This is a genomic window from Microcoleus sp. Pol12B4, assembly GCF_036701385.1.
Classification (GTDB): domain Bacteria; phylum Cyanobacteriota; class Cyanobacteriia; order Cyanobacteriales; family Microcoleaceae; genus Microcoleus.
The window spans coordinates 1-6660 of record NZ_JAUBQR010000098.1; the positions used below are offsets into that span (position 1 = coordinate 1).

A 6660-nucleotide genomic window follows, 5' to 3' on the forward strand; every position below is an offset into this window, starting at 1 on the left:
GGTAAATTTGTGCGAAAAATTCCTAGTCGCGGTTTAAATTGAAACGTCCCAAAGTGGGGACGATCAACCGCAGCGACAAGCTGCGGGGTTCTCGCACCAAAATCAAAGGCAGCAAGCCGAATAGCCGCACAGCAGCCGAGAGGGCAAACAGTGCACCCAAACTCATGCCGGGAAGTTCGGCAAGAAAGCCGCCGGCGGTAGTTCCCAAAGCCCCAGCTAATCCAGAAACCGCTGCGGCGATCGCAAAATAAGTCGAAGGTTGCTCGATCGACGCTATCTCCATTTGAATATTCTTAGTACAAAGGTCGATCGCCCCTAAAGTCGTTCCCCCCAACAAGTGCAGCAGCGGCAGCCATACCCACACCGCAAACGGGTAATTGCCCGTACCCAACCACAATAAAGGCGTTATCGCCACCACCAGCCCCACCCCAATTAGCAGGGGGCGATTTCCCCAGCGATCGGCCAACTTACCCCAAAACATCAGCAGCAGTAGATTTGCACCGGAACTTAAGCTGGTGTAAATCGTTACTAAACTCACATCCAAGCTTAAATTTTTCAGCAGGTAGATATTAAAAAAAGGTGCGCTGAGATTAACTGCAAATGTCCACATACTGAAATAAAGAATAAACATTAAAAAATTAGAATCTTTCAGCACAGAAGGCACAAAATCTGTTATTTGCTTTTCTTTTTTCTGTGTAAGCCGATTGCTTTCAGCGTCTTTTTTGTATACCTGGGGATTCACATCAACCATAAAAAATTGACATCCCAAACTAATCATTCCCGCCAAAACACCCACAAATAAAACAATACCGTAGCCGAAAATTGGATCGGCGCCCCAAGTTGACACTCCCAATCCCATCAACGGCACTCCCAGCAAAGTTATGAGGCTGACAGCACTGTTGCGAAAGCCAAAATAGCGTCCCCGCAAGCGCTGAGGAACCACAGCAGCCATCCAACTGAACCAGCTAGAATTGGCAAAAGCTGCCAGCACGCTAGCTGCTACGACTGTTACCAGCGTCCATTGAAGCAGTTGGTGGAGGTCTTGGTGCTGGGAACCCCAAACAATTGCCACTGCCAGCACCAGCCACAGCAGCCGCGACATGCCGAATACAAAAAGGTTGTACCAGTGGCGGCTGGTAGTCCGGTCCGCGATGTAGGCTCCTAATGGTTGCAGGAGATTTACCACCATTGGAATAGCCGAGAATATACCTATTTCCACGCTGCTCGCCCCGAGTTGCAGCAAGAAATTGCTCAGCAGCACGCCGCCGGTCGCGGACTCGAAGATAGCGGCAAAAACGCCGTCTAGAGTTGAGGCTTTCAGGGTCGATCGAACCTCTTGTTTAGAAATTTTGAGATCTGTTTTTGAAGATAAAACGAGCTGAGATATTTGATTGTCTAGTATTTCAGGAGTCTGAAGAGATAGAGGTTCATTTAACTCTGCAACTGGCTCAAACATAAAGTAATAGGATTTTAGTCGGAGATTAAAGACTTGCCCAATCTTGCTGTGGCAAGGGTTTGAGGCTGGCTGGTCATTAAATTATTTTTCACGCGCAGGTGTCAATAAAATTTAATCTCTATGCTCAAAATTTCTGAGCTAGCCTCTTAAGATAAAACCAGCCCCGCCTTCAAGGTATGAGCTTGAAAGCTAGACTGGTACTTCCGGGTAATGGTTATTAATATAGATGGCAAGCGATCGCTGGCACATCAACCGCTTGGGAGATATAAGTTTGCTAATTTTACAAAAGTAGGTTTTAGGGCTTAACAAGGAAGCGAGCGCAGCATTTAGCCTGCCAAAAATTGCTCGAATTCCGCCTCAAGCAAGCCACCCCAAGGGCAAAAACAAATTTCGCGCCCGATCCTCCATTCCGCTCTCAAACCTTTACGGCTAGCTAAATCTATAGAATGAAAGATGATCGACTTGCGGAGTATAGATGCTAACTATTTTTACCTAATTCCTGGAATCCGTTTGTTCAGTCCCAGCGCTCGCGAGAGAGTTCGGGTTTTTTGTGAAAATCGCCCCCAGGTGCCGCTAAAGCTTCGGAGTGGGTTATTGGCGATCCTCTACGAGGGCTTCGCTAACGCACATCAAAAAAAGTGTGACTGAGATCGGCAACTGGTAGGACAAAATTATTACTTGACAAAAATTATGCTAACTGCAGATAATAGCAAACTCTAGAATTAAACTTAAACATTTGAAAGATATTACTGCTAATGTGTGATGTCAATTATCAGCAAATTTACGGATTTTTGCATTAAATTGTGACAAAAGCTCAACCTTTATCCGGGTATACACTGCCAGTATTTGCCTGTGCAGCTGCACTTGCAGCTTTGCGGTGCTTGCGTGAGGGTATCCAATCTGTTGATAGTGTACCAGTAAATTTACTGGAACCACAAATAACCGCAGAAATTCCGATCGAGCAGGCGTCTCTACTCAAAACTGGTACCGCTTTAGGAGTGACTCGCTCCGATCCGGGGGACAATCTCGATCTGACTCGCAATACCCCCGTTTGGGCAATGGTGGAATTGGGGAGAGAAGGAGAGGGGGAACAAATACAGATTGTTGGCGGGGAGGGAATTGGACATCATAAAGCAGGTGGAGGAGCGGCAATCTATGATTATGCGATGCGACTGTTGCGATCGAATCTGAGCCGAGAACTCGCACGGGGAGAAAAAATTAGTGTCACCCTGATTCTGCCGTCTGGTCGGCAACTAGCCGCCCGCACTTCTAACGAAGCTTTCGGCGTGGTAGAAGGACTTTCGCTGCTAGGTACAACAGGCATTTCTCAACCGCTGAGCGCCCCGGGACAGTTGGAAGTTTACCGCGAACAACTGCAACAAAAAGCCAAACTGTTTGACTGTTTGGTTTTCTGCATCGGCGAAAACGGCTTGGATTTGGCTCGACAACTGGGGATTAATCCTGAGAGGCTAGTCAAAACCGCTAACTGGCTCGGCCCGCTGCTGGTAGAAGCAGGATATCAGGGGGTGGAGTCAATTTTGCTGTTTGGCTATCACGGGAAGCTGATGAAATTGGCGGCGGGAATTTTTCACACTCACCACCACCTCGCTGACGGGCGCAGGGAAATTCTCACAGCTTACTGTGCTAAGGCTGGAATGCCGACTGATGCTTGTTCCGCAATTTTTGCCGCAGCAACAGCCGAAGAGGCTCTCGGACAACTGCGGGCTTTGGACGCTCAAACTGGCAACAATTGGGTCGATCGAATTTACGGCGACATCGCCCGACAAATAGACTTGCGGTCATCGGATTGCATTTTTACTCACACTAACTTGCACATCCCCGTGGGATCGGTGATGTTCGGGCGCAATCGCAAAATTATTGTTAAAAGTGAAATAGGAGATACATTTTTGACCCAAATTTGTTAATGTAGTGTGAATATCCCTGAATTCTGTTGAAAACATCGCTCAGGGATAATATTTAACAAGTAATAATTCTTTGTCCCTAGACCTTAATTATACTAGGTTGCTTGGGGACGCAGTTTCTGACGCCAGAGTTTAATTAATTAGGGTAAGGATTGAAGTAAATCTATGCTTGCCCTCGACCCTATTAATAGACTACAAGCGCTGACTGCAATCTAGTATAAATAAGATTTATTCCTAGCGACTAATGCTTGCTCGCCTTCCTCAGTCTTGTAGTGAAGCCGCTACAAATACATCCCCTACTTTCTGCCCAATTAGCAATTAGCAATTACGCAATAACCGTGACTACTCAAATAAAAACTGAATCAGACCTCACCAGCTCTTCTCTGGGGCAGATTGATCGCCAGACGATCGTGATTCTCGACTTCGGTTCGCAATATTCCGAACTGATTGCTCGTCGCATTCGCGAAACTCAAGTATATTCAGAAGTTATTTCTTACCGGACTACGGCAGAACAGTTAAAAGCTATCAATCCTAAAGGAATTATTCTTTCAGGAGGTCCGAGTTCTGTATACGATGAAAAAGCACCCCACTGCGACCCAGACATTTGGAATTTGGGAATACCCGTGTTGGGAGTGTGTTATGGGATGCAGTTGATGGTAAAGCAGCTCGGAGGCACGGTAGAGCGGGCTAAGTTAGCCGAATACGGCAAGGCATCGCTATTTATTGACGATCCGACGGATTTGCTGACAAATGTCGAAGAAGGCAGCACGATGTGGATGAGTCACGGAGACTCGTGTTCCGAGTTACCGTCGGGTTTTGAGATCCTCGCTCACACGGGCAATACTCCGTGTGCTGCTGTTGCTCACCACGAGAAAAATTTGTACGGGGTTCAGTTTCACCCAGAAGTAGTTCACTCGATCGGGGGAATAGCTTTAATTCGCAATTTTGTTTACCACATTTGCGAGTGCGAACCGACTTGGACGACTGCTACTTTTGTGGAGGAATCGATTCGCGAAATTCGAGAACAAGTGGGAGATAAACGAGTTTTGCTGGCTCTATCGGGCGGCGTAGATTCTTCTACTTTGGCTTTCTTGCTGCACAAGGCGATCGGCGACCAACTTACCTGTATGTTTATCGACCAAGGGTTTATGCGGAAGTATGAACCAGAACGGTTGGTAAAATTATTTAAAGAGCAATTCCACATTGATGTTGAGTATGTTAATGCTCGCGAACGCTTTTTAGCTCAACTTGAAGGGATTACCGATCCTGAAGTAAAACGCAAGCGGATCGGTCACGAATTTATCAACGTATTTGAAGAAGAATCGAAGCGTCTGGGCCCCTTTGACTACCTCGCACAAGGTACTCTTTATCCTGATGTGATTGAGTCTGCTGACACTAATGCAGACCCGAAAAGTGGCGAACGAGTTGCTGTTAAAATTAAAAGCCACCACAACGTCGGCGGTTTGCCGAAAGATTTGCGATTTAAGCTGATTGAACCGCTGCGAAAATTGTTTAAGGATGAAGTGCGAAAAGTTGGCCGATCGATCGGGCTTCCCGAAGAAATCGTGAACCGACAACCTTTCCCCGGTCCGGGATTGGCGATTCGGATTATAGGAGAAGTTACCGCAGAGAGACTAAATATTTTGCGGGATGCTGACTTCATTGTTCGCCAAGAAATTAATCGGCACGGATTGTACGGTGAACTTTGGCAAGCTTTTGCAGTTTTGCTGCCGATTCGCAGTGTAGGCGTGATGGGCGATCAGCGCACTTATGCTTACCCGATCGTCTTGCGATTTATTAAGAGTGAAGACGGGATGACGGCTGACTGGGCGCGGGTTCCTTACGATTTGTTGGAACTGATCTCGAACCGGATTGTGAATGAGGTTAAGGGGGTGAACCGAGTGGTTTACGATATTACTTCTAAGCCGCCGGGAACGATCGAGTGGGAGTGATTTCTAGTTAGCGATTAAGTAGGCGGACTAATTTTTTTGTCTGTCTACTTATTTTGATTTTTGATAACAGGGGGATTCCCTCTGGGATAGCTACGCTTCACGGGCTTTAGGGGATGGGGGAGTGGGAAGGGCGATCGCTTTTATATAACCCATTTGACATTTTTTACTGTATTTAAGTAAAGTGACTGCAAAATTCGTATCCAGCAGTTATGCCATACTCTACCAGCCTCACAGACGAAGAGTGGATCATCCTCAAATCCTTGTTTTTTCCGGTTGTGACAAGGTAGGGGAAGAGAACGCGCAAATGCTTGGATAGAGACGTGCAAAATCCTCGTCAGTAATTTTGAGAGAACTCTGATTGATGCGAGTTCCAAGGTTAATCTTTGTTTTATTACAGGACTTCGGACAGTTTTTGATAACCAAGCGTAAAATATGGCTTTCAAGGCGATTCGGCAATCGAACTACGAAAGAAAAATCAAGGGTTTCAGACTAGGAACTAAAAACTCTCCAGACTATTGTTATTAGGCTGATGCTGATCAGGCTTGCAGCCGCTTCGATCTCAAATGGGTTCTATAAACGTTTGCCATTTAAGCTACGAGCGCACTTTTTAACGTGCTTAGCTTAAACTCCACTCATGTTGTTTGAGGAAAAAGTTTTATTATAATTTAAGCGTGCTCAGCAAACAATTTATTTTAGGGAGAAGTCTAATGATTAGAACAAGAATAACTCAAAGATATCAACAGCAACTGTTGACTTGTACTTGGGTGGTATCTTTAGGTTTTTTACTGTTCTCACCTGCTGCTACAGGACAGCCAATTACTCCGTCTCCCGATGGCACAGGAACTGCTGTTAATGCTTCCGGCAATCAAGTTAATATCAACGGGGGACAGCGCTCCAAAGACGGCACTAATCTCTTCCATAGCTTTCAGCAGTTTGGACTCACAGACGGTCAAATTGTTAACTTTATTTCTGATCCGAATATCCGCAATATTTTAGGGCGAGTTGTGGGTGGCGATGCTTCTTATATTAACGGTTTAATTCAAGTAATAGGCGGTAATTCTAACTTATTTTTGATGAATCCGGCGGGGATTGTTTTCGGTTCCAACGCTCAACTGAACGTGCCTGGTTCATTCTTGGCAACGACAGCAACCGGAATCGGATTCGGCAACAATTGGTTTCAGGCAGTTGGCGTTAATGAATACGCTATGCTGATAGGAACGCCAAGCACTTTAAATTTTGGTACAGCTCAGCCAGGGGCGATCGCAAATTTCGGTCAACTGCGCGTACCTAACGGGCAAACGCTAGCTTTAATAGGCGGAACAGTTTTCAG

Annotated in this window: 4 protein-coding genes; 3 read left to right on the forward strand and 1 reads right to left on the reverse strand. The window is 46.1% G+C overall.

What is annotated here, in order from left to right:
* Window positions 1-22: 22 nt before the first annotated feature.
* Window positions 23-1456 carry an MFS transporter gene (locus QUA38_RS14940; RefSeq protein ID WP_333162998.1) on the reverse strand — a complete coding sequence of 478 codons (1434 nt, stop codon included), beginning with the start codon at window positions 1454-1456 and terminating at the stop codon, window positions 23-25.
* Window positions 1457-2259: 803 nt separating this feature from the next.
* On the opposite strand from QUA38_RS14940, the gene cbiD reads away from it, so the two are divergent.
* The 3 genes from cbiD to QUA38_RS14955 all read left to right on the forward strand — a co-directional run.
* Window positions 2260-3381 carry a cobalt-precorrin-5B (C(1))-methyltransferase CbiD gene (cbiD, locus tag QUA38_RS14945; RefSeq protein ID WP_333163000.1) on the forward strand — a complete coding sequence of 374 codons (1122 nt, stop codon included), beginning with the start codon at window positions 2260-2262 and terminating at the stop codon, window positions 3379-3381.
* Window positions 3382-3728: 347 nt separating this feature from the next.
* The gene (gene guaA / locus QUA38_RS14950; RefSeq protein WP_445304930.1) at window positions 3729-5330 is read left to right on the forward strand and encodes a glutamine-hydrolyzing GMP synthase; all 1602 of its coding nucleotides are present in this window, start codon (window positions 3729-3731) and stop codon (window positions 5328-5330) included.
* 707 nt (window positions 5331-6037) lie between these two features.
* On the forward strand, window positions 6038-6660 hold a 623-nt coding region (locus QUA38_RS14955; protein WP_333163002.1), incomplete at its 3' end, for a filamentous hemagglutinin N-terminal domain-containing protein.